This window comes from Candidatus Methylomirabilota bacterium, assembly GCA_027293415.1.
GTDB lineage: Bacteria > Methylomirabilota > Methylomirabilia > Methylomirabilales > CSP1-5 > CSP1-5.
Genome location: JAPUFX010000139.1, coordinates 1 through 3,773 on the forward strand (window position 1 = coordinate 1; position 3,773 = coordinate 3,773).

The following is a 3,773-nucleotide window of genomic DNA, read 5'->3' on the forward strand; positions in this document are numbered from 1 at the left end:
GTTCTCTCCTGACGGTCGGTGGCTAGCCTACGTCTCGGATGAGTCGGGCCGGGACGAGATATACGTACAACCTTACCCTGGCCCTGGAGGGAAGTGGCCGATCTCGACCGAAGGCGGGACTGAGCCGCGCTGGTCAGCCGATGGACGCGAGTTGTTTTACCGGCTGGGGGACAAAATGATGGTCGTGGAGGTGCAAAGTGAACCGGTCTTTTCCTCGGGAAGGTCACAACTGGTCTTTGAAGTGCCTTACCTAAGAGACCAATTTGCTACTTCAAACTACGACATCTCCCCCGACGGCCAACGATTCTTGATGATCAAGGAAGAGGAGGGGCAGCAGGGGGGCCGAATCAACCTCGTCCTCAACTGGTTTGAAGAACTCAAACGACTGGTGCCCACGAACTGACAAAGGAGCTGCTATGCGCCATCTCATCGCAAAAGGCATGCCGGTAGTGTTTGTCATCGCCGCGGCTCTGATCGCATCTTCGGTAACTGCGCAACCAGCGAGCAGCCGGCAAGTCGACTTGACCATTAATGAGGGAACTGCGTTGGCCATTGCCCTGTCGCCAGACGGGGAGACCGTGGCCATGGATCTGCTGGGAACCCTGTGGGTTGTTTCGATAGGGGGTGGTCCTGCCCGTCGGATTACAGATGAATTGGGTGACATCAGGCAGCCGGCCTGGTTTCCGGATGGGAAGACCATCGCCTTCCACTCCTATCGAGACGGCTCCTTTGATATTTGGTCTGTCGGCACCGATGGAACGGGCCTCAGGCAGAGGACCTCCGGTCCCTTCGACGACAAAGAGCCTCACCTGTCACCTGACGGTGGGCGGCTGGCTTTCTCATCGGATCGCAGTGGGAACTATGACATTTGGGTGTTGACCCTCGAGACCGGTGAGCTTCAGCAGCTGACCCGCCATTCAGACAATGAATTCATGCCGGCCTGGTCGCCTGACGGCGCCGAGGTGGCTTTCGTTTCTGATCGCTCAGATTCTCCGGGCGTGTGGGCTACGACACTAGATGGCAAGGAACGCCTTCTGGCCGAGTCCAGCGGCTCAGTCAACGCGCCTTCCTGGAGTCCTGACGGCCGGCAGGTCCTGTTCAATGTGATCGCCAACGGCGAGAGTCGGCTGATGCTCTCAGGACGCTCCCTCACTTCCGGGGAGGATGTGTTTCCCTTCCGAGCCCAGTGGATCTCGCCCGAGGAGTTTTTGTACACGGCGGATGGCAAGATTAGAAGAAGGTCCATTGGCGGAGGGAACAGACAAACGCTTGAATTCATGGCCTCCGTGTCCTTTACACAGAAAGCGTACCAGCAGAGACGTAGAGATTTTAATTCGACCCAGGCGAGGCGAGCCCTGGGCATCATGAAGCCGGTCATTTCCCCGGACGCTACTCAAGTTGCATTTGTGGCTCTGGGTGATCTCTGGGTGATGGCCCTGAATGGTCTTCCCCGCCGTGTGACAAACGACCGATTCGTAGAAATGGATCCGGCCTGGTCGCCAGACGGCTCGTATCTAGCTTTTTCCTCTGACCGCAATGGCAACATCGATCTCTGGTTGCGCAACATGAGTACCGGACAGGAACGAGCGTTGACGAATCTACCCGCAGCTGAAATAGCCGCTGCTTGGGCTCCGGACGGAACTCGAATCGCCTTCCTGACCGACGCCGGAGAAATTCACACGGTCGAGGTGGAAAGTGGTCAGACCCAGAAGGTCCACGATGCCCTCTCGCGCCCCGGCCACCTCACCTGGTCATCCGACAGTCGCGTTATCGCGCTCTCAGCCCTTCAACCTTCTTCGACGCGGTTCAGGGAAGGAACGAACCAAATCCTGGCTATTTCTCTGGAGGATCATTCGGAGAGATTTTTTGTGCCGGTTCCCCACCGCTCCGTGGGCACCCGGGGTACAGACGGTCCCGTTTGGTCTCCGGATGGAGGCCAGATGGCTCTCGTCATGGGCGGGACGCTATGGGTCCTGCCCGTCAAACGCACGGGAGAACCGATGGGACCGCCCCGTCAACTGACCCGTGAGCCTGCTGAGTCACCGAGTTGGTCGCGAGATTCCAGAGAGATCCTTTTCCAATCGAACGACCGCCTGAAGATTGTCTCGGTGAAAGACGGGCAGATCCGAGGTGTCCCACTGGATCTGACCTGGAAGCCCAGGATTCCGGAGGGCCAAGTGGTGATCCATGCAGGCCGGTTATTCGATGGAAGAGAAGCCACCCTGCGTCGTGATGTGGACATTATCGTGGAGGGAAACCGCATACAAAGCATTGAAGATCATCGTCCCGAATTGCACGTTGCAAGGGTGATCGACGCGAGCGGTCAGACCGTCATCCCGGGTCTTATCGAGACCCATGGCCACCCTAGGAAGTGGTATGGGGAAACCCTTGGACGAATTTGGCTGTCATACGGCATCACAACGATTCGCAGCCTGGGGGGCTCGCCCTACGAAGCCTTGGAAGATCGGGAGGCTTTTGCTTCCGGCGTTCGGCTGGGACCACGGGTCTTCCTGACCGGAAATAAGTTTACCGGGTCACGCGTCCACTTCTCGGGGGAAAGGGCTCTTGAGACAGAGGCTCAGGTTGAGATGGAACTCGAACGTGCACGAATTCTGGATTATGACTTGATCAAAACCTATGTCCGCCTTCCCGATCTTTTGCAAAAGCGCGTGGTGGAGTACGCCCACGATCACGGTATTGCTGTGACGTCACACGAGTTGTATCCGGCAGCCTCCTATGGCGCCGATGGAGTGGAACATATCGGTGGCCGCAGCCGGCATGGATACCCGACCAAGGAGACGGTCCTAAACCACACTTACCGAGATGTGATCGAACTGATTGCCGCATCGGGAATGAGGATGACTCCAACCGTTGGCATCAGGGGCGGGTTCCTGTTGAAGGCCCATCGAGACCCGACCTTACTGGACGATCCCCGCTTTCGCCGGCTGTTTCCAACCTGGATTGTTGACTCGACCCGAAGCAGGGTGGAACGGATCCGGGAAGCGGATTTGGAAGTACTCGAAACTCGAATGAAAGCATTAGGGCAAACCATTCTTGCCATTAGCCGCTCCGGCGGTCGCATCCTTGCCGGGACCGATTCCCCCATCATCCCCTACGGAATAAGCCTTCACACTGAACTCGAGCACTTTGTCGACAGTGGCCTGTCTCCCTTCCAGGCACTTCAATCCGCTACCATCGTGTCGGCTGAAGCCCTGGGCGCAGGAAGGGATCTGGGCAGCATCGAGGCCGGCAAACTGGCCGACATGGTGATCATTGACGGGGATCCTCTGGCAGATATCAGGAATACCCGCAAGGTGCGATGGGTTGTGAAAAACGGTGAGGTGTTCGATTTGCCGACACTGTTGGGTGGAAACTGAGTTCAAGGAGGTGGACTAGAATGACCCCCTCCGCGACGACCCCCGCTTCCACGACCTGCTGCGGCGGATGAACTTGGAGCCGTAGAGCAGTCGAGGAGGCATTTAGCCAAGGTATCTTCGTGCCCTCTCCTTGGCCTCGAATACTTTCATAAATACTTAGATAGGTATTACGCAAAGGAACAAATGCGGAAAACTTCCGTCCGGTCGGTCCGAAAAAGGGGTGCTAGGGGATGTCTTATCTAGTTGTTTACTCCAACGACTCTGGGAACCCATTCAACTTTGAGCAGTTCATCAGGATCACCAAATTTCGCTGCAAAAGCCCGGGTTTCCGGGTCCTCCAGAGCAAGCAAATCGCCCTTGTCGACGATCTTTTTCCCGTCCACCCACATGGTGGGG

General features: G+C 57.0%; 2 protein-coding genes. Both read left to right on the forward strand.

Going from position 1 to position 3,773, the window contains the following annotated elements; all coding sequences use genetic code 11:
- The coding region (locus tag O6929_10260; protein MCZ6480770.1) for a hypothetical protein at positions 1–403 on the forward strand (403 nt) is incomplete at its 5' end.
- A 13-nt stretch (positions 404–416) separates the two neighbouring features.
- Positions 417–3,377, forward strand: a complete 2,961-nt coding sequence (locus O6929_10265; GenBank protein ID MCZ6480771.1) for an amidohydrolase family protein — start codon at positions 417–419, stop codon at positions 3,375–3,377.
- Positions 3,378–3,773: the final 396 nt, after the last annotated feature.